The organism is Xanthomonas vasicola pv. musacearum NCPPB 4379, assembly GCF_000277895.2.
Taxonomy (GTDB): Bacteria; Pseudomonadota; Gammaproteobacteria; order Xanthomonadales; family Xanthomonadaceae; genus Xanthomonas; species Xanthomonas vasicola.
In genome coordinates this window covers 3,526,905-3,546,982 of record NZ_CP034655.1, presented here as the reverse complement: position 1 = coordinate 3,546,982, position 20,078 = coordinate 3,526,905, and the positions used below count along the sequence as shown (strand labels likewise).

Annotated in this window: 13 protein-coding genes, 1 other RNA gene and 4 pseudogenes; 14 read left to right on the top strand and 4 right to left on the bottom strand. The window is 63.3% G+C overall.

Translation table 11 applies throughout. From position 1 onward, the window contains the following. Positions 1-368: 368 nt before the first annotated feature. Together KWO_RS16465 and KWO_RS16460 are read left to right on the top strand one after the other, a co-directional pair. Positions 369-1,970: a hypothetical protein gene (locus KWO_RS16465; RefSeq protein WP_026113136.1), complete on the top strand. Its 1,602-nt coding sequence runs from the start codon at positions 369-371 to the stop codon at positions 1,968-1,970. Then, entirely contained in the window at positions 1,967-3,133 is a 1,167-nt protein-coding gene (locus tag KWO_RS16460) for a lysozyme inhibitor LprI family protein (protein ID WP_010375282.1), read from the top strand. The genes KWO_RS16465 and KWO_RS16460 overlap by 4 nt, the downstream gene beginning before the upstream one ends. 4 nt (positions 3,134-3,137) lie before the next feature. Here the strand turns inward: KWO_RS16460 and KWO_RS16455 are convergent. After that, positions 3,138-3,213, bottom strand: a non-coding RNA gene (locus KWO_RS16455) — sX9 sRNA. A gap of 405 nt (positions 3,214-3,618) precedes the next feature. Here KWO_RS16455 and KWO_RS16450 point away from each other — a divergent pair. Further along, complete coding sequence (locus tag KWO_RS16450; protein ID WP_010363348.1) at positions 3,619-4,437, top strand: DUF3014 domain-containing protein; 819 nt, start codon at positions 3,619-3,621, stop codon at positions 4,435-4,437. Positions 4,438-4,664: 227 nt separating this feature from the next. Here KWO_RS16450 and KWO_RS16445 read toward each other — a convergent pair whose 3' ends face one another. Together KWO_RS16445 and KWO_RS16440 are read right to left on the bottom strand one after the other, a co-directional pair. Continuing rightward, positions 4,665-5,372 (bottom strand): glutathione S-transferase, encoded by a 708-nt coding sequence (locus KWO_RS16445; RefSeq protein ID WP_017113437.1) that lies wholly within the window; start codon positions 5,370-5,372, stop codon positions 4,665-4,667. Positions 5,373-5,416: 44 nt separating this feature from the next. After that, a complete protein-coding gene (locus KWO_RS16440) occupies positions 5,417-5,725 on the bottom strand; it encodes a GIY-YIG nuclease family protein (RefSeq protein ID WP_010363352.1) in 309 nt (102 codons plus the stop codon). Between the two features lie 367 nt (positions 5,726-6,092). Here KWO_RS16440 and KWO_RS16435 point away from each other — a divergent pair, with 367 nt between their 5' ends. The 9 genes and pseudogenes from KWO_RS16435 to KWO_RS16395 all read left to right on the top strand — a co-directional run bounded on the left by KWO_RS16435 (position 6,093) and on the right by KWO_RS16395 (position 18,611). Beyond that, positions 6,093-8,252 (top strand): TonB-dependent receptor, encoded by a 2,160-nt coding sequence (locus KWO_RS16435; protein ID WP_010375285.1) that lies wholly within the window; start codon positions 6,093-6,095, stop codon positions 8,250-8,252. A 67-nt stretch (positions 8,253-8,319) separates the two neighbouring features. Continuing rightward, positions 8,320-9,648: an LLM class flavin-dependent oxidoreductase gene (locus KWO_RS16430; RefSeq protein WP_017112398.1), complete on the top strand. Its 1,329-nt coding sequence runs from the start codon at positions 8,320-8,322 to the stop codon at positions 9,646-9,648. A gap of 17 nt (positions 9,649-9,665) precedes the next feature. Next, complete coding sequence (gene mgrA, locus KWO_RS16425) at positions 9,666-10,706, top strand: L-glyceraldehyde 3-phosphate reductase (protein WP_010375291.1); 1,041 nt, start codon at positions 9,666-9,668, stop codon at positions 10,704-10,706. 11 nt (positions 10,707-10,717) lie between these two features. After that, entirely contained in the window at positions 10,718-11,830 is a 1,113-nt protein-coding gene (locus KWO_RS16420; protein WP_010375294.1) for a sulfonate ABC transporter substrate-binding protein, read from the top strand. A gap of 118 nt (positions 11,831-11,948) precedes the next feature. Then, positions 11,949-12,743, top strand: a complete 795-nt coding sequence (gene ssuC, locus KWO_RS16415) for an aliphatic sulfonate ABC transporter permease SsuC (protein WP_010375297.1) — start codon at positions 11,949-11,951, stop codon at positions 12,741-12,743. Next, complete coding sequence (locus KWO_RS16410) at positions 12,740-13,567, top strand: ATP-binding cassette domain-containing protein (protein WP_010363366.1); 828 nt, start codon at positions 12,740-12,742, stop codon at positions 13,565-13,567. Before ssuC ends, KWO_RS16410 begins: the two co-directional genes overlap by 4 nt. A gap of 273 nt (positions 13,568-13,840) precedes the next feature. Next, on the top strand, positions 13,841-16,426 hold the full coding sequence (gene clpB, locus KWO_RS16405; protein ID WP_010363370.1) for an ATP-dependent chaperone ClpB: 2,586 nt from the start codon (positions 13,841-13,843) through the stop codon (positions 16,424-16,426). A 152-nt stretch (positions 16,427-16,578) separates the two neighbouring features. After that, positions 16,579-17,464: pseudogene (locus KWO_RS16400) on the top strand (integrase core domain-containing protein). A 44-nt stretch (positions 17,465-17,508) separates the two neighbouring features. Beyond that, positions 17,509-18,611, top strand: a protein-coding gene (locus tag KWO_RS16395; RefSeq protein ID WP_100243780.1) for an IS3 family transposase whose coding sequence is annotated in 2 segments (ribosomal slippage) — positions 17,509-17,767 and positions 17,767-18,611 — 1,104 coding nt in all. Because the reading frame shifts where the segments join, the coding sequence is not laid out codon by codon here. 34 nt (positions 18,612-18,645) lie between these two features. On the opposite strand, the pseudogene KWO_RS16390 reads toward KWO_RS16395, so the two are convergent. Further along, positions 18,646-18,962 (bottom strand): annotated as a pseudogene (locus KWO_RS16390) (transposase); the annotation flags it as partial. 116 nt (positions 18,963-19,078) lie between these two features. Here KWO_RS16390 and KWO_RS16385 point away from each other — a divergent pair. Continuing rightward, positions 19,079-19,460: pseudogene (locus tag KWO_RS16385) on the top strand (hypothetical protein). After that, positions 19,444-20,066, top strand: a pseudogene (cobO, locus tag KWO_RS16380) (cob(I)yrinic acid a,c-diamide adenosyltransferase). Before KWO_RS16385 ends, cobO begins: the two co-directional pseudogenes overlap by 17 nt. Positions 20,067-20,078: the final 12 nt, after the last annotated feature.

Sequence of the window (20,078 nt, the reverse complement as noted above, 5' to 3'; positions counted from 1 at the left end):
CAGGCAGCGCAGCTGCGGTGGCAGCGCAGGCGACAAGCAGGCGTACACTTAACACGTTAACTCCTGATACAGGATGGATAAGAGCGGAAAACACCTCAATATCGCCAGAGTACAGATGTCGGGATTGCGCTTACTGCGCTTAGGCGCATTGCTACGCTGATGGAGCGTTGCTTTCGTATGCTGAAGAACGTGCGTCACTTTTGCTCTGCCATCGCACCGAGAGTACGTTGACAGTGGACGCCGCCATTCTTGCTGGGGCAATACAGTTCCGGCGTCTAGGAGTTGCGTCGCTGTATGACCGGTCGCGCCGCTGTCGCTGCTGCGGTGCAGCAGCTACCATCAGCCGACCCCCACGCTTGCTGGTTCTCATGTCGTCCCCTTCTTCGCGTCCTGCGGCTGCGCCGCGCTGGTTCGTCGCTGGCGATCTCAATGGTTTCTTCGGCCTGGTGGTCGACAATCTGTCCATCCTTGGTTTCATTGCGATGGCCTTGGTCGGCATCTTCCAGTTCCCGGCCGACGTCGTGTTCCAGCGCATGTTCCCCGGCACCGCATTCGGGGTGCTGGTGGGCAATCTGCTGTACACCTTGATGGCGCGGCGGCTGGCCGCACGCACCGGGCGCGACGATGTCACCGCCATGCCGCTGGGCCTGGATGCGCCCACCAGCATCGGCATGGCGCTGCTGGTGCTCGGCCCGGCATTTGCCGGCTTCAAAGCGCAGGGACTGGACCCGCAGGCCGCCGCGATCGCCACCTGGAAACTCGGCATGGCCGCGTTGGTGGTGATGGGCCTGCTCAAGCTGATGCTGTCGTTCGTGGGCGAAGCGGTGACGCGCGCGCTGCCGCGTGCAGCCTTGCTCGGTTCCATCGCCGGCATCGCATTGGTGCTGATGGGCCTGTTGCCGCTGCTGGAAACACTGCGCTCGCCTGTCGCCGGTTTCGTTACCCTGGGCCTGCTGCTGTATGTGCTGCTGGCCAAGGGCCGCTTGCCGACCAAGTTGCCCGGCGTGTTGGTGGCGTTTTTGATGGGCACCGCGCTGTATTACGGGCTCGGCCTGGCCGGATTGGGTGCGCCCGGTTTTGCCGTGCCGGCGTGGAATCCGCCGCAGATCGTGCTGCCGTTGCCCAACCTGGGCTTTATTGAAGGCTTGCCGGCCACGGTGGCGTACTTTCCGTTGCTGCTGCCGTTCGGCTTATTGATGGTGGTGGGTGGCATCAACGTCAGTGAGAGCGCGCGCGCCGCGGGCGACGATTACCGCACCCGCGACATCCTGCTGGTGGAAGCCTTGGCCACGCTGGTGGCGGGCGTCTGCGGTGGTGTGGCGCAGACCACGCCTTACATCGGCCAGCCTGCGTACAAACACATGGGTGCGCGCTCGGGCTACACGCTGCTGACCGGGCTGTTCATCGGTATCGGCGGCATGCTCGGGGTGATCAGCGGGCTGGTGCAATGGCTACCGTTGGCCGTGCTGGCGCCGATCATCGTGTACGTCTCCATCGACATCACCACGCAGGCATTCCAGGCCACGCCCAAGCATCATGCCGGTGCGATGGTGCTGGGCTTTCTGCCTCCGGTGGCGTACCTGTTGACCATCAAGGCGCCAGGCTGGATCGCGCCGGATCAATTGGTGGCGCTGACCACCAAGGTCGATGGCCACGGGCTGCCGGAGCTGGCAGTGATCTTCGCGCTGGGCAATGGCTTCATCATTACCGCAATGCTGTGGATCGCCACGGTGGCGGCGATGATCGATGGCCGGCTGCGGCGCGGTGCAGTGTTCTTGCTGGTGGCTGCGGGGCTGACCCTGTTCGGTTTGATCCATTCGGTGGACCCGCGTGGCGGCATCTATCTGCCGTGGTCGCTGCAAGGCCTGGCGCGCGTGATCAGCTGGCAGTTCGTCGGTGCCTACGTTGCGCTGGCGGTGACCTTGCTGCTGCTGTCGCTATTGCCGGAACGTAAGCAGGCAGTGCAATGACAGATCGTTGGCGCGTTGCGCAGTGCATCGTTGGCAGCGCCTTGCTGCTGAGCGCCAGCGCAGCATGGTCGGCGTCGTTCGACTGCAAACAGGTGAGTACGCCGGTGGAAAAGCGGCTGTGTGCGGTGCCTGCGCTCGGCAATCTCGACGATCAGCTGGATGAGGCGTACCGCGGCGTGCTGGAAGCTACACCGCGCGCCTCGATTGCCGCGGTGCGCGATCAGCAGCGCACGTGGTTGCGCCAGCGCAATGCCTGCGCGCAGGACGCCAAGCTGGATGACTGCCTGCAGCGCAGCCTGAAGGCCAGGGTCGATGTACTAGGCAAGGCGCTCACCACCCAGCAACAAACGCTGGATCGCATCATCGCCAGCATTCCGACAGCGCCTGCCGACGCAGCGCGCCAGTTGCAGGGCTACGATGCGCCGCTGGCATCGGCATGGCTGGCATATCTGCACCAATTCGTGCCTGCCGCAGGCGTCGACGCGGCATTGGCGAAGGCGCGTTTCGACAGCGCACGCAGTGCGTTGCGGAAGACCGATAAATTTGCCGCGTCCTTGCTCGACGATGTGGAGGGGGCACCGGCCATGCAACAGCAAGAGCGCGTGTTGACGCTGCTGCGCATGTGGATCGAACGCGACGACAGTACGCAGCGCCCATACGTGCATTGCTTCATCTTCGCCGCAGTGGGCGAGCCTGCCTACGATGCGTTCGGACCTTTGTATGGTTCGACACGCGACAGCTTCGCGCCGATCTGCAAGCCGCCAGGAGGGCTGTTCGCTTTGTCCAGTTGGAAGCAACTGGAGGCCGGTTTCGCCGGATTGATCGAAGCCATGAGCAAGGATGCCGGCACCATCCGCTACGCCAGCTACGCTGAGTGGCGAATCATTGCGCTGCGCGCAGCGGTAGCGCCCTTACTGTATCTGCAGCCGGATCTGCGTAAGCGCTACGGCAATGATCCGGATCAGGCGATTTCTGCCTGGAGTGGCGAAGACAGCGATTGGCCGGCAGCCGAGCGCAAGGCCGTACGCGCGCTATTGCCCAAGGTGCGCGCCGACACCGCCTGGCTGGTGGGCGAGAAGCGCATGCCGGCAAAGCAGGCCGATCAGGTCGCCGCCGCCATCGTCGCGGCTTGGGTGAATGCGCGGCTGGACTTCGCGGGCTAAGAGTGGCTAACAAAAGGTAGCGAGCAGCCGTCAGGTGGTCTGCGCGTCGCGCTTAGAACCGGAGTGTACGGGTGGTACATGCCGATTCCGAGCACCGGCCGCGCCCACTTGGCGACGGCGCAGTGGCTTTGCTAGCCGCTCTAAAGTGAGTGAATTGCAGAGCGAAGGTTCTGCCGGTTTGCTGCTTGGCCTTGCCCGCCCACCATCGCAGGACACGCTGCAAGTACGTCCCTGTAAGCTCCTTGGCGGCATTCATGCCGCCAAGGGTCCCGCGACGGTGAGCCGGCAAGGACCCGTTGAGTTGGTCGGTTTGCAACGTTTTCAACAAGCAACCAGCAGACCACAGGCGCAGTCCTCGCATTCTTTAGAAAACCACCAGCCAACTGTCTGGTGAGGGCACCGCGCACTCCAGATTGCAGATCGATGGAACCACCGCGATATCCCACGGTCACACCTTGGATGTTGTCGATGTCAGGAGTTCCACGATGCAAACCAAATCTTCGCGCTGGCCGTGGTTGTTGGCGGTCCCGCTGATCGCCGGCGCCGCTTGGTGGTTGTTTGGCGGCCCCGCTGGCACTGAGTCCACCTTGCCCGCACCGATCACTCGCACCGCCAGCGCAGTGGCCGCTGCAGTCAACCCGCAGCCCGCCCCGGCGAGCAACGAACCACGTCATCCGGTACAGGCGCCCTCGGCCGACGCCGCCGATGCGGCAATTCCGCCATTGGCGCAAAGCGACGATGCCGCCTGGGAAGCGCTGCTGGCGTTGGTGCAGGACGATACGGCATTGTCGATCGTGCTGCGCAAGCACCTGATCGAACGCGTCGTGGTGATGATCGACAATCTCACCCAACCCAGCATCAGCCGCCGTGCCTTGGTGCTGCAGCCGGTGTCGGGCGAGTTGCAGGTCTCCGGTCCAGACACGCACCAGGTGATCGATCAGGCCAATGCGGCGCGCTATGGGCCTTACGTCGCTGCATTCACCAGCGTGGATGCGCAGGCCTTGGCGCGTAGCTATGTGCGCTTCTATCCGCTGTTTCAGCAGGCATATGCGGACTTGGGCGCGCCAGATCGCTACTTCAACGACCGCATGATCGATGTGATCGATCACCTGCTGCGCACGCCGGATCCGGCGCAACCGATCGGTGTACAACGCGATGAGCGTGGCCGGTATCGCTTCGTCACCCCGGCGCTGGAGTCTTTGTCGGTGGGGCAGAAGGCGCTGCTGCGTCTGGGGCCGACACAAGCGACTGCAGTGAAGGCGCAGTTGCAGCGGATCCGCGCGGCGCTGTTGCAGGGGCGCTGAGGCCGGTTGCATCCAAACCGTGCAATTTTTAAAAGGCCGCATTCATGCAGCCCTGTGGGTTCACGCAATGGCGCACGTACACGCAGCGGTGCGACACGCGCCGCTCAACGTCCATACGCCTGACACGCTGTGTGATCGATGACAGCACTCAGCGACACATCCACAGTCCAGAAACACCGCAGCATGCCGCACGAGCTTGCTGCAATCCGCGCGCGGTGCCCCGGCGCCTAGGCTGCATCCAGCTCCGGGTAGTGCCGGAAGATGCCATTGGTGTTGAAGGCCACACGTCGTTCGGATGCCAGATACGCCGCAATACGCGGTCGCTTGGCTACACGCTGTTGCAGCGCCATCAACCCTGGTAAGTCTGTCGCTAGCGTCGTCATGCGCTTGGGGAACATGTACTCCAGGCCACTGATCAGCTGAAACAGCGACAGATCCACGTACGAATGCGTGCCCAGCACGTGCATGCCGCCGGACTGTTGCAGCACCTGCTCGAAATACCCCAGAAATTTAGGGAGGCGATTCTCGCGTAGGTCTTGGGCGCGCTTGGCGGCTTCGGCCTGTTGGTCTTCGTAATACAGATCAGTGGCGATCGGGTGATGGGTGTCGTGCACTTCCGCCACCAAGTCGGCAATGGTCATCTGTAATTGCAATGCCTGCAGACGTTGCGGCTCCGAATCGGTTACCAACTGCAACTGCGGGCCGATGAAGTGCAGGATCGCTGCAACCTGCGCCACCACGATGTCACCGGCCTTGAGAAATGGCGGTGCGAACGGCTGCGCACCCACGTGCCCGCCTTCCATAAATTCAGTCATGACCTCATCGCCGTGCGTCCGCGCCACATCGGTATAGGCAGCGCCGGCATCTTCCAAGGCCAATCGCACGAACTCGCCGCGGCCCTGCAGGCCGGTCCAGTAATACAGTTGATAGTGCATGCGCGGCTCCGCGATCGAGTGCATGCAGCTTAGAAAAACCACGGCTAGGCGCGCGTGATCGACACGTCAGCAGGTTGTGACTTGTGGGCGCTGTGCGGCTGCGCCTGCAGCCAGGCAAGTTTGCGCGCACGCGGCAGACGTTTGAGTACGCATTCCGCGCGGGAGGCGCTGGCGCGATCCGGATAGGTGCGACTGGCGAGCACCTGCACGGGCGGATTGGCGCGCGTGTAGTGCGCACCGGTGCCGCGCAGATGGGCCTGGAAGCGTCGCTCCAGATCGTTGGTAATGCCGGCGTAATAGCTGCCGTTACGACACAGCAGCAGGTAGAGGTGCCAGGGTTTGGGTGCATCCATCCGCACATTATCGCCACTCGCGTGTGCTTGCGCAGCGTGGGTGCGCAACAGGCCAACCAGCCGACTGTCACGTGTGATCTGCCGCTGGAGTGAATAACCACCTAAACATTGGTTATTTGACGCTCGCCACGCGGGCAAACAGCATGCCGTATCGCATGCGCGGTCGCGGCGGCTTTGCTGGTGGCACGTCAATCACGCGGCGCGGCGCCCTTGCGGCGCATGCCGGCTGCAGCATCGCAGCGCACCTACCAGCCCATACAAAAGGATGTCAATGATTGCGCGACACTGGAGCCCCGCGGGCATTGTTTCTGCTTCCAGATGGTTGGGGATACCGCAGTTGCTTGCATGGAGTCTGGCGTGCGCCTGCATGCCGGCGGTTGCCGACGAAGTAGGCGATGCCGCCGCAGCGCCGGAGCGCACAGCGCAGACCCTGGGGGCGGTGACCGTCACCGCAACGCGTCGCGAAACCACCTTGCAACAAGTGCCGGTGGCGGTGTCCGTGGTGCAGGGCGAAACGCTGGAGCGCGAGAACCGGAATAGTGTGGCCGACCTGCCGGCGCTGGTGCCCAGCCTGACCTTCCGCACCGGTGCTTCCAACAAGGACACCTCGCTGTTCATGCGCGGCGTGGGCACCATTTCGACTTCGCCAGGCGTCGAACCCAGTGTGGCCACGGTGATCGATGGCGTGGTGCTCGGCCGGCCGGGCCAAGCCACGCTGGATCTGCTCGATATCGAACGCATCGAAGTATTGCGCGGGCCGCAGGGCACCTTGTTCGGCAAGAACGCCTCGGCCGGCGTGCTCAACATCATCAGCAAGCCGGCGCCGGAGGTGTTCGGTGGCTATGTGGATTATTCGCATTTCGGTGGCGGCGACGAAGACCGCGTGCGTGCCAGCGCTGGCGGCGCGCTGGTGCCGGAGGTACTCAAGGCCAGCGTCTCGGCGTTGTGGGCCGAATACGGCGGCAACGTGCGCAATGTGGCCGATGGCCAGACGGTCAACGGTTACCAACGTTCCGGCGCGCGGCTGCGGTTGGATCTGACCCCGGACCCAAGCTTGAACGCAACGCTGCTGGCCGATGACCTGCGCTCGCGCAGCGATGCGCCCAGCGGTGTGGTAGTGGCCAGCACGCGTGCGGATTTTGCCGCTGCGCTTGCGCCGGTGATCGCGCGTGCCGACAACCGCCTGATCAACAGTGATTACCGCACGCATCTGGAAGACACCAACAAAGGCGCCTCGCTGCAACTGGATCAGCAACTCGGGGATGCGCTGCTGACCTCGATCAGCGCGTGGCGGCAGTGGGAAAACACCCAGTTGCAGGATGGCGACCGCACTGCGCAACGCAGCGCGGCGTTTCCGTCCTCGCACGACCGTGGCGATCTTGGCTACATGCAATATTCGCAGGAAGTGCGCATCCAGACGCCGCGCGACCGTGCGGTGGAAGCGGTCGCCGGGCTGTATCACCTGCACGCGCGCAGCAACGAAACCTACCAACGCACGGTGATCTCGCCTACCGCCAGCAACCTGGGCGTGGCCGATTACGACACCCGCACGCAGACCTATGCAGTGTTCGGCGAGGCGACCTGGCATTGGCACCCGGATCTGCGCGCCGTGCTGGGCGCGCGCTTCACTCGCGACACGCTCGACTATCAACACCAGCGCGTGTCCACCTCCGCAACCGCAGTCACCGGCATCCTGCCGGCCACCGCCAGCAGCGGCAGCACCGCAGAAGACGGTGTCTCCGGCCGCACCGGTCTGCAGTACGACGTCGATGCGCAGACCACCGGCTATCTCACCTATTCGCGCGGCTACAAGGGCCCGGCCTACAACGTGTTCTTCAACATGCAGCCGCGCGATACGCCGGCGCTGAAGCCGGAAACCTCAAATGCGTGGGAGCTGGGGTTGAAGACGCGCGCACTCGACGACCGCCTGAGCGCGAACCTTGCGCTGTTCCATACCGAATATGCCAACTACCAAGCCAATTTCTTCGACACCGTGGCCGAGCAGGTGGTGACGCGCTTGATCAATGCCGGGCAGGTGCGCACGCAGGGCCTGGAACTGGATCTGGATTACCGCCCTACCCAGCGGCTTAGCCTGGCCGCATCGTTGGCCTATACGCAGGCGCGCATCCAGCGCTTCGCCTGTCCGGCAGCGGCGGCGGCCAACTGCAATGTGGATGGCAAACCGCTGCCATTTTCGCCGGACTGGAAGGGCAATCTGCGTGCGGGCTATCGCGTGCCGTTGCGCGGCAGTCTGGCGCTGGAATTTAACGGCGATGTGAGCTGGCAGGACAGCGTGCAGTACGACCTTAGCCAGACCGCGCAAACCATTCAGGGCCCTTACGCAATCTGGAATGCCAGCATCGCGCTGGCCGACGATCTGCATGGCTGGCGGGTGGCAGTGCTGGGTCGCAATCTCGGCGACCGCTCGTATGCGCCGCTGTTGGCCAATGCCACCGGCAATGTGTTTCGCCTGGTGCCGCGCGACGATCAGCGTTATGTGGGCCTGCAATTGCATAAGGATTTTTGACGATGGTTGTGATGTTTCTTGATGTTGCTGTGGGTAGTGGCATCGCTGCCTTCTACGGTGCGCTGCGATGAGTGCGCCACGTCAGCTGTCGCTCGGCGCCTTCCTGATGGCCACCGGCCACCATGTGGCGGCGTGGCGGCATCCGCAGGCCAGTGCCGACACGCTGGTGTTCGATCACTACCGCGAGATGGTGCGCATTGCCGAAGCCGCCAAGTTCGACACGGTGTTCGTCGCCGACAGCCTGGCTGCAGCTGGCGGCCCATTGGCCTCGCGCATGGCGCGTTCCAGCTTGTTCGAGCCGCTCACGCTGCTCAGTGCGTTGGCGGTGGTGAGCGAGCGCATCGGCCTGATCGCCACCATGACCACCAGCTACAACGAGCCGTATCACGTGGCACGCAAATTCGCCTCGCTGGATCATCTCTCCGGTGGACGTGCCGGCTGGAATCTGGTGACCTCCGATGCCGCCGATGAAGCGCTGAATTTCAATCGCGATGCGCATTACGTGCACGCCGAGCGCTATGCGCGTGCGCGCGAATTTCAGCAGGTAGTCGCCGGGCTGTGGGACAGTTGGGACGACGATGCCTTCATTGCCGACACTGCTGCCGGCCTGCATCACGACCCGGCGCGGGCGCATGTGCTGGATCACCGTGGCACGCATTTTCAGGTGCGTGGCCCGCTGAATATTGCGCGCGCGCCGCAGGGTCACCCGGTGCTTGTGCAGGCCGGTTCGTCCGAGCCTGGGCGTGCGCTGGCGGCCGAGACGGCCGAGGTGGTGTTCACCGCGCAATCGTCGCTGGCCAAGGCGCAGGCGTTCTACGCCGATATCAAGGGCCGGCTGGAACAGTTTGGCCGCGCGCGCGATGCATTGAAGGTGTTGCCCGGCGTCTTTATCGTGGTTGGCAAAAGCCAGGCCCAAGCGCAGGAGAAATTCGAGCAGTTTCAGGAGCTGGTCGAACCGGAGGTGGGCATCGCGTTGCTGTCGCGCATGCTGGGCAATTTCGACCTGTCGGGGTATTCGCCGGATGGCCCGCTGCCGGAGTTGCCGCTGACCGAAACCGGCCAGCGCAGCCGCCAGCAGTTATTCACCGAACTGGCGGGGCAGGAGCAGTTGAGCATCGCTCAGCTCGGCCGGCGCATCGCTGGCGGGCGCGGCCATTACAGCTTGATCGGCACCCCCACGCAGATTGCCGATGAGCTGCAGGCGTGGTTCGAACAAGGCGCTGCCGATGGCTTCAACGTGCTGGTGCCGCATCTGCCCGGTGGCCTGGCCGACGTGGCCACGTATGTCGTGCCGGAACTGCAGCGACGTGGATTGTTCCGGCGTGAATATGCCGGGCACACGCTGCGCGATCATCTGGGGCTGCAACGCCCCGTCAATCGCTTCAGCGCATGCTGATCAACCGGACATACCCCATGAGCTACCTCGCACATCCCGATCGTTACGACCGTATCGCCTACCGCCGCGTTGGCCGCAGCGGCCTTGTGTTGCCTGCGTTATCGCTGGGCCTGTGGCACAACTTCGGCGACAGCACGCCGATCGAGACGCAACGCGCACTGCTGCGCACCGCCTTCGATCTGGGCATCACCCATTTCGATCTGGCCAACAATTACGGCCCGCCGTATGGCAGCGCCGAGATCAATTTCAGCCGCCTGCTGCGTGAAGATTTCAAGCCGTATCGCGACGAGTTGATCATCTCCACCAAGGCTGGCTGGGACATGTGGCCGGGCCCGTACGGGCAGGGCGGTAGTTCGCGCAAATACCTGCAGTCCAGCCTGGATCAGAGCCTGCAACGCCTGGGCGTGGACTACGTGGACATCTTCTACTCGCACCGCTTCGATGCGGAGACGCCGCTGGAAGAGACTGCCGGTGCATTGGCCAGCGCGGTGCAGCAGGGCAAGGCGCTGTATGTGGGCATATCGTCGTATTCGGCTGCGCGTACACGCGAGATCGCCGCATTGCTGCGTGAGTGGAAGGTACCGCTTCTGATTCATCAGCCGGCCTACAACCTGTTCAATCGTTGGGCCGAACATGAGCTGTTCGATGCCACTGCGGAGGTTGGCGCTGGTGTGATCGCATTCACGCCGCTCGCGCAGGGCTTGTTGACCAGCAAATATCTCAATGGCGTGCCCAGCGATGCGCGCGTCAACCGTCCCGGTGGTCACTCGCTGCGGCCGGAACATCTCTCCGACGACAACCTGCAACGCGCACGTGGGCTGGAGGCGATTGCGCGCAAGCGTGGGCAGAGTCTGGCGCAGCTGGCATTGGCCTGGGTGCTGCGCGACCCACGCGTGAGCTCGGCGCTGCTGGGCGCCAGCCGCCCGGAGCAATTGGTCGAAAACGTGGCGGCTTTGCAGGCGGCGCCGTTCAGTGCAGAGGAGTTGGTCGAGATCGATCGTCATGCGGTCGAAGGCGGCATCAACCTCTGGGAAAAACCCTCCACCGATTGGCACTGAGGAATTTGCTGATGCATTACCGCATCCCCGCAACTACCATCGAAGCGGCTTTGCGGCCACTGGGCTGGCGCGGCCGTGGCATGCAACCAGCAGCTGCGATGCGAGCAACGGGTTGGCTGCGTGCGTTGCGTTGCTCGCTGGCGGCCGCACGTGCTGTCTGGTGCGCCGTGTTGGTGTGTGGGCTGCTGTTGGCAAGTCTGGTGTGGGCGCAGCCTGCGCTGGCGGCCGAGCCGGCGCAGTTGCGGATCGGTTATCAAAAGGCGGTGTCCAGCCTGGTGCTGGCCAAGCAGCACCGGTTGCTGGAGCAGCGCTTTCCGCAGACCAAGATCACCTGGGTGGAATTTCCGGCTGGCCCGCAGCTGCTGGAAGCCTTGAACGTGGGCAGTATCGACCTGGGCGGCGCCGGCGATATTCCGCCGTTGTTTGCGCAGGCCGCCGGTGCCGATTTGCTCTACGTGGGCTGGGTGCCGCCCACGCCGAAAGCCGAAACCATTCTGGTGCCGAGCAAAAGCGCGTTGCGCACGGTGGCCGACCTCAAGGGCAAGCGTGTCGCCTTTCAGAAAGGCTCCAGTGCGCACAACCTGCTGCTGCGGCTGCTGGCCAAATCAGGCCTGAGCATGCGCGATATCACGCCGCTGTATCTGTCGCCGGCCAATGCGCGTGCAGCGTTCGCGGCCGGGCAGGTGGACGCATGGGCAATCTGGGACCCGTGGTATTCGGCGTTGACGCTGGATGGCAGCGCACGCCTGCTTGCCAACGGCGAGGGACTGGGACTGACCGGCGGCTTCTTCCTGTCGTCGCGGCGCTATGCCACCGCATGGGGCCCGTTCGTGCAGCAGGTGATGGGCACGCTCAACCAGGCCGATGGCCTGCTGGAGCGCGACCGCGCCGGCAGCATCAAGATACTGGCGCAGGTGAGTGGGCTGTCACCTGCAGTGGTCGAACGCACGCTGACGCACCGCCCACCAGCCAGCGTGCAACCGCTGAGCGCGCAGGTTATCAAGGCCCAGCAGGCCACCGCCGATCTGTTCTATGCGCAGCGTTTGTTGCCCAAGCGTGTTCTGGTGGCACCTGCGGTATGGCGTGCGCCTGCCGCTACCGCTGCGCGGCAGGCAGGTAAGTGATGCGTTCGATTCCACACAGTCGCAGGACGCAGGGCCACGACGTCACAAGCGTGCAAGTGTGCGCTGGCATTTCAATGCGACAGGGCGCGATGCAGCGCGACACCACCGAGGTGCCGCGATGAGCGCCACCTCGCGCCGTTTGGGCAACGCGCTGGTGCCGTGGCTACTGCCCTTGGCCTTGCTACTGGCCTGGCAAATTGCAGCCTCCAGCGGTTGGTTGCCGCAGCGCATTCTTCCTGCGCCGGATGCAGTGCTACGTGCGGCAGCCACGCTGGTGCGCAGCGGCGAGTTATGGCAACACCTGGCGATCAGCAGCTGGCGCGCGGCGGTCGGTCTGGCAATTGGCGGCAGCATTGGATTTGCGCTCGGCCTGTTGACCGGCGTGTCGCGCGTGGCCGAGCGCCTGCTCGACAGCGCTCTGCAGATGCTGCGCAACGTGCCGCATCTGGCGCTGATTCCGTTGGTGATTCTTTGGTTCGGTATCGATGAGGGCGCCAAGCTGTTTCTGGTTGCCTTGGGCACCTTTTTCCCGATCTATCTCAATACCTATCACGGCGTCCGCAGCGTGGACCCGGCCTTGATCGAGATGGCGCGCAATTACGGCTTGCGTGGCCCGCAGTTGTTTTGGGATGTGCTGTTGCCCGGTGCATTGCCGTCGATTCTGGTGGGCTTACGGTTTGGGTTAGGGTTGATGTGGCTGACCCTGATCGTGGCCGAGACCATCTCCGCCAGTTCCGGCATCGGCTATCTGGCGACGAATGCACGCGAGTTCCTGCAGACCGATATCGTGGTGGTTGCCATCGTGCTGTACGCGCTGCTCGGCAAGCTGGCCGATCTTGCCGCGCGCGGGCTGGAAGCCTGGTGGCTGGGCTGGCATCCGGCGCAACAGCAACGTGCGGAGCTACGCCGATGAGCGCTGCGACTGCCGGGTTGCCGTTGCGGGTGCGTGGCATCGCGAAACGCTATGGCGACAGTGAGGTGTTGCGCGGCATCGACCTGGAGATCGCGCCCGGTGCATGCGTGGCGATCGTGGGGCGTAGCGGCTGCGGCAAGAGCACGCTGCTGCGCGTGATTGCAGGGCTGGACGCCGCCGATACCGGCACGGTCGACAGCGGGCGCGCGCCATTGGCAGTGCAACGCGATGCGGTGCGGCTGATGTTTCAGGATGCGCGCTTGCTGCCGTGGAAGCGGGTGATCGACAACGTGGCGCTTGGCCTGGGCCGGGCCGGTCGTGCGCAGGCGCAGCAAGCGCTGGACGCGGTCGGCCTGGGCACGCGCGGCAATGAGTGGCCGGCGGCGTTGTCCGGCGGTCAGCGTCAGCGCGTAGCGTTGGCGCGCGCACTGGTCCATCGGCCGCGGCTATTGCTGCTGGACGAACCGCTGGGAGCGCTGGATGCGTTGACGCGTATCGAGATGCAGCAGCTCATCGTGCAGTTGTGGCGGCAGCGTGGTTTCACCCTGGTGCTGGTCACCCACGATGTGACCGAGGCGAGCGCGCTGGCCGATCGCATCGTGGTGATCGAACACGGCAAGGTTGGCCTGGATCTGGCCGTGCCGGTGCCGCACCCACGTGCGCCCGGGCTGCCGGCGCTGGCAACGCTGCAGGCGCAGGTGTTGTCGCGTCTGTTGGGAACGGCGCAGCTGCCGGAGCCGGGTACTACAGCCAAGGCTGAGGCGCGGCGAGGCACAACGCGTGAGGCGGCGCACGGTGAGCCGCCACTGCAGCCGATCGCCTAGCGCCGGGCGTCGGGGTCTGACCCTGCGAGGCCTTGGCCTGCGCCTGCGCCACGCATCCAGCCACAGCCAGTAGCTGCGACGTTGCAGCACAGACCGCGGCGTCATTGCGACAGCAAGCCGCCTGCGTGCACTGCCTTCGCAAGCCCGCCCGTGGGCGGTACTGGCCCTATCTGATGCGCGCCTCCAGCACCGGCAAACCTTGAAACCTCGCTCGGCAACCGCATCTGCACGGTATCGCCGGCGTTGCCGGCCACCAGTTCAGAGGATTTCCCCATGCGGATGGACAAGCTCACCTCGCGGTTCCAGCAGGCGCTGGCCGACGCGCAGTCGCTGGCCGTTGGCCGCGACCACAACATCATCGAGCCGGTGCACGTGCTGGCCGCGCTACTCGACCAAAGCGGCGGCAGCACGCGCCCATTGCTGTCGCAGGCCGGCGTCAACGTGCCGCTGCTGCGCGAGCGGCTGGGCGAGGCGCTGGACACGCTGCCCAAGGTGTCCGGGCAGGAAGGCAATCTGTCGATCGGTAACGATCTCAACCGCCTGCTCAACCAGACCGACAAGCTCGCCCAGCAACATGGCGACGCCTTCATCGCCAGCGAATGGTTCGTGCTGGCTGCCGCTGACGATGCCAGCCCGCTGGGCGTGGCGTTGCGCGCGGCCGGCGGTGACAAGAAGAAGATCGAGGCGGCCATCGACAAGCTGCGTGGCGGCGAAACCGTGCAGTCTGAAAATGCCGAAGAGCAGCGCCAGGCGCTGGAGAAATACACCATCGACCTGACCGCGCGTGCCGAGAGCGGCAAGCTCGATCCGGTGATCGGCCGCGATGAAGAAATTCGCCGCACCATCCAGGTTTTGCAGCGTCGCACCAAGAACAACCCGGTGCTGATCGGCGAGCCTGGCGTGGGCAAAACCGCCATTGTCGAAGGCCTGGCCCAGCGCATCATCAACGGCGAAGTGCCCGAAGGCCTGCGCGGCAAGCGCGTGTTGTCGCTGGACATGGGCGCGCTGATTGCCGGTGCCAAATTCCGCGGCGAATTCGAAGAGCGTTTGAAGGCGGTGCTCAGCGACCTGTCCAAGAACGAAGGCCAGATCATCCTGTTCATCGATGAGCTGCACACCATGGTCGGTGCAGGCAAGGCCGATGGCGCGATGGATGCCGGCAACATGCTGAAGCCAGCGCTGGCGCGCGGCGAGTTACATTGCATCGGCGCCACCACGCTGGACGAATACCGCAAATACATCGAAAAAGACGCCGCGCTGGAGCGCCGCTTCCAGAAAGTGTTCGTGGGCGAGCCGACGGTGGAAGACACCATCGCGATCCTGCGTGGGCTGAAGGAACGTTACGCCGTGCATCACGGCGTGGAGATCACCGACCCGGCAATCGTCGCCGCTGCCACGCTCTCCAATCGCTACATCACCGATCGCCAATTGCCGGACAAGGCCATCGATTTGATGGACGAAGCCGCATCGCGCATCCGCATGGAGATCGACTCCAAGCCGGAGGAGCTCGACCGCCTGGAGCGCCGCCTGATCCAGCTCAAGATCCAGCGCGAAATGTTGAAGAAGGAAAAGGATGAGGCCTCACGTCAGCGCTTGGCCGATCTGGAGAGCGATATCGATAAGCTCGAACGCGAATTCTCCGACCTCAACGAGGTGTGGAAATCGGAGAAGGCTGCGTTGCAGGGTACTACCAAAATCAAGGAGCAGATTGAGCACGCCAAGCTGGAGCTGGAGGCCGCACAGCGCCGCCAGGACTACGCAAAGATGAGCGAGATCCAGTACGGCGTGTTGCCGCAACTGGAAAAGCAGATGCTGCTCGCCAACGAAGTGGAACACCACGACTTCAAGCTGGTGCAGGACCGCGTGACCGCCGAAGAAATTGCCGAAGTGGTGTCGCGCTGGACCGGCATTCCGGTCAACAAGATGCTCGAAGGCGAGCGCGACAAGTTGTTGCGCATGGAAGACGAGTTGCATCACCGCGTGGTTGGGCAAAACGAGGCCATCAAGGTGGTCTCCGATGCGGTGCGCCGCTCGCGTGCCGGCCTGTCTGATCCCAATCGCCCGAGCGGTTCGTTCCTGTTCCTGGGCCCGACCGGTGTGGGCAAGACCGAGCTGTGCAAGGCACTGGCGGATTTCCTGTTCGACAGCACCGAAGCGATGATTCGCATCGACATGAGCGAGTTCATGGAGAAGCATTCGGTGTCGCGCCTGATCGGTGCGCCTCCGGGTTACGTGGGCTATGAAGAGGGCGGCTATCTCACCGAGGCAGTGCGTCGTCGCCCGTATTCATTGATCCTGCTGGACGAAGTGGAAAAGGCGCATGCCGACGTCTTCAACATTCTGCTGCAGGTGCTCGACGATGGCCGTCTCACCGATGGCCAGGGCCGCACCGTGGACTTCCGCAACACCGTCATCGTGATGACCTCCAACCTGGGTTCGCACCAGATCCAGGAGTTGTCCGGCGATGGCAGCGCCGAGGCCTACACGCAGATGAAGGCAGCGGTGATGGGCGTGGTGCAGGCCCACTTCCGCCCGGAGTTCATCAACCGGCTCGACGACATCGTGGTGTTCCATCCGCTGAACAAGGCGCAGATCAAATCAATTGCGCGCATCCAGCTGCATGGCCTGGAGAAGCGCCTGGCCGAGCGCGGCCTCAAGCTGGACCTGGACGATGCCGCGCTGGAATTGTTGGGCAATGTCGGCTTCGACCCGGTTTACGGCGCACGCCCGCTCAAGCGCGCGATCCAGTCGCAGGTGGAAAACCCGTTGGCCCAGCAGATCCTGTCGGGCCAATACGCCAGCGGCGAGACCGTGCGGGTGCGCAGCGAAGGCGGGCGGCTGGCATTTACGAAGGGATGAGACGCGGCGCCGCTTGTGTACCGCGTGGCTGCAGGAAGTTGAAGAAAGTGGGGTCCGTTAACACGAAGGTCTGAAGAACTCACCATACCTCTTAGATGTTTGATCCCAGATTTTGATGGTGCACTCTTTTCCCTTGAATGGAAGGAAGCACTATGGGCCAGGTTTTACACGGGAGCGCCACGACGACAGAGGCGATCCGTCGAGCGATACAGCAGAGTCAAGAGAGCCTGAGAGCGCTTTCCAAGCGCTACGGCATCAATCAAAAGACGGTGGCCAAGTGGAAGAAACGGACCTCGGTGTCCGATCTGCCGACAGGGCCGACGCAGCCGTGTTCCACCGTGTTATCCGTTGAGGATGAAGCTGCGATCGTTGCTTTGCGCCAGCACACCTTGCTGCCGTTGGATGACTGTCTCTACGCATTGCAGCCGAGCATCCCGCATCTGACGCGCTCATCACTGCACCGCTGTCTGAAACGGCATGGCATCTCGCGGCTGCCCGATATCACGGCAGAAAAACCTGCCAAGAAGCGGTTTAAAAGCTATCCGATTGGCTACCACATCGACATTGCAGAGGTGCAGACAGCCGAGGGCAAGCTGTATTTGTTCGTGGCCATCGACAGGACGTCCAAGTTTGCGTTCACCGAACTCCACGTCTCGGCCAACAAGATGGCATACGGTTCTGACGGATAACCGCATCCAGTTCACCAACCGCAGCACCGATCACTATGCCTTTGCACATATTTTCACTCGCGTATGCGAGGAGCACGGCATCGAACACCGCTTGACCAAGGTCAAGCATCCCTGGACCAACGGACAGGTCGAGCGGATGAATCGGACCATCAAAGAAGCGACTGTCAAACGCTTCCACGACGACGATCATGCACAACTGCAACAGCATTTGGCCAACTTCATCGACGCCTACAACTACGGCCGCAGGCTCAAAGCGCTGCAGGGTCTGACACCGTACGAATTCATCTGCAAGCAGTGGGCATCCGAACCCGAGCGGTTCAAGGTCCGACGTCCCCCCAATTTTGAGTAGCACCTCAGTTTGGAGTCCAATTCCCTACCCCAAGGAGATTGGACGTGAAGAAGCGTTTTTCCGAAGAGCAGATCATCGGCTTCCTGCGCGAAGCCGAAGCGGGCATAGCGATCAAGGACTTATGCCGGCGGCATGGCTTCAGTGAGGCCTCGTACTATCTGTGGCGCAGCAAGTTCGGCGGCATGAGCGTGCCCGACGCCAAGCGGCTCAAGGACCTTGAGGCCGAGAACGCGCGGCTAAAGAGGTTGCTGGCCGAGCAGTTGTTCGAGAATGACCTGATCAAGGATGCGTTGCGAAAAAAGTGGTGAGCGCACCGGCGCGTCGTGCGCTGGTGCGCGAGTGGATCGGGCGTGGTGCTAGCGAGCGTCGTGCCTTGGCGGCGATTGGCATGAGCGCCAGCGCGCTGCGCTATTGCCCACGCCAAGACCGCAATGGCGAACTGCGCGAGCGCATTCTTGCGTTGGCGCATCGCCATCGCCGCTACGGCGTGGGGATGATCTATCTCAAGCTGCGACAGGAAGGACGCCTGGTGAACTACAAGCGCGTGGAGCGGTTGTATCGCGAGCAGCAGCTACAAGTGCGGCACCGCAAGCGCAAGAAGGTACCGGTTGGCGAGCGTCAGCCGCTGCTGCGGCCAGCGCAGGCCAACCAGGTGTGGTCGATGGACTTCGTGTTCGACCGCTCCGCCGACGGCCGAGTGATCAAGTGTCTGGTGATCGTGGACGACGCAACGCACGAAGCGGTCGCCATCGAGGTGGAACGCGCGATCTCCGGGCACGGCGTTGCGCGCGTGCTGGATCGGTTGGCACACAGTCGCGGCCTGCCGCAGGTGATCCGCACCGACAACGGCAAGGAGTTTTGCGGCAAAGCGATGGTTGCCTGGGCGCATGACCGGGGTGTGCAGCTACGGCTCATCCAGCCGGGCAAACCAAACCAGAACGCCTACGTCGAATCGTTCAACGGCCGGCTGCGCGACGAATGCCTCAACGAACACTGGTTCCCAACGCTGCTGCATGCACGCAATGAGATCGAACGCTGGCGACGCGAATACAACGAGGACCGACCCAAGAACGCAATTGGCGGCATGACGCCGTCCGCTTATGCCCAACATCTGGCAAACACCGATATCATCAACCCCGGACTCTAAACGCGGCCGCTACTCAGGGCGGGGGGACGTCGCAGCCATGCTGCTCGACGAGCCAGGCAAGAAGCGGGCGCTTGTGCGCCGGGTCTACAGCTTTTTTGCGATGACATCCTTCAGTGCATGGTTTTCCATCGCGAGCTCGGCATACATGCGCTTGAGCTTGCTGTGCTCGGTCTCCAGGTCGCGAAGGCGCTGCACATCAGCGGCCTCCATGCCACCGTACTTGGACTTCCAGACGTAATACGTCGCATCGGAAATACCCAGCTCTCGGCACACATCCTTGACCTGGCGGCCGCCCTCCACCTGCTTCAGCGTGGCGACAATCTGGCTCTCGGTGAACTTGCTCTTGCGCATCGTTGGTCTCCTTGGTGGCTAGTGTGCCGGAGACCTCTAACTATGGATGGATCAATTTTACGGGGAGTCGACATCTGGACTTGTCGTGATAGTGGCGCCGCGCGTCGCTGCTGCCGTTGCACGGTGAAACAGCCCGGGCCTGCGGCATCGCACTTGCAGCGGTGATGGTCTGCACGCGTGGCGAACACGTTGCGAGCGTGGGCGCCTTGCCCAGCGCCTCATGGGCCGTGTTTTTTCTGGCCGGTGCGTTGCTGCGCCCGCCGTGGATGTTGCCGCTGCTGTTCGGGAGTGCAGCGCTGCTTATCTACTCTCCAAAGGCGGTTCTTATTTTCTGTCCGGTCACTACCCGCATGCCACGCTGGCCGATTTTTTGTGCGCGTGCCGGCAGATTATTTACGCGCGCTCGGCACCTTGGCCGGTTACGTCGGTCTGGCCTTCGCGCTGCTGGCCGCACCACGCGCCGCCGGCACATGTTCACCCAATGGAGCACGCGCATGAGGACCCCGGGCAAGATGACACGCATTACCGCGAACGTGCGCAGCGCAAGAAGGAGGTGGTCAACAGGCGCATTGCCCGCGCGGTGATCGATCGCGGTGTGCTGCTGGTCAACACCGGCAATGGCAAGGGCAAGAGTTCGTCCGGCGTTGGCATGCTGGCGCGCTCGCTTGGGTATGGGTTGTACTGCGGTGTGGTGCACTTCATCAAGGGCCCGTTTTCGACTGGCGAAGAAGCGTTTTTCCGCCGTTTTCCAGATTGTTCGATGACCACGTGATGGGCGACGGCTTCACCTGGGAAACCCAGGACCGTGCACTCGACATCGCTGCCGCGCAGGCGGCCTGGCAGGTCGCGCGCGGCATGCTGGCCGATGCGCGCTACGACTTCGTGCTGCTAGACGAACTCAACATCGCATTGGTCAAAGACGACAGCGCGCTGGATGAGGTGCTTGCCGCCGTGGCCGCGCGACCCCCGGGCCAGCCTGTGGTGATCGCCGGGCGCGGTGCGCCGCCCGGATTAATTGAGGCCGCCGACACTGTCACCGAAATGCGTCTGATCACGCATGCCGTCAGTACCGGCATCAAGGCGCAGCTTGGCATCGAGCTGTAGCCGTGGCTGAGC